Here is a 267-nt window from a genome sequence, read left to right as displayed (position 1 = left end):
CAATTATATGAGGCGCTGACCGCGCAACGGTGCAGTTTCGCCGCTGTCCTTTGGATCTATCAAGTGATGGTAGTACAAACCCCGCTACTTCAGTAGGCGCGTCGCTGGATTGTCCTCTGCAGCTCCCGCCTGGAAGTAGCCGATCACGCTTGCCACCGAACGATGCTCTGTCATTGCCATTACGGCAGGCAAAGGCACCCCTTGCCTGCCAGCCTCCGTCACAAACCCTGACCGCAGACTGTGTGCTCCGAAGTCTCCTTCCAAGCC

The 267-nt window shown here is 57.7% G+C and carries 1 pseudogene; it reads right to left on the bottom strand.

Features of this window, described 5'->3' with window-relative positions:
* Window positions 1–84 precede the first annotated feature (84 nt).
* Window positions 85–267, bottom strand: a pseudogene (locus FQ664_RS27985) (integrase); the annotation flags it as partial.

The sequence above is a fragment of the Pseudomonas persica genome (assembly GCF_900291015.1).
In the GTDB taxonomy this organism is placed as follows: domain Bacteria; phylum Pseudomonadota; class Gammaproteobacteria; order Pseudomonadales; family Pseudomonadaceae; genus Aquipseudomonas.
Note: the sequence above shows the minus strand (reverse complement) of the source record. Positions and strands in the feature narration are given on the sequence as shown.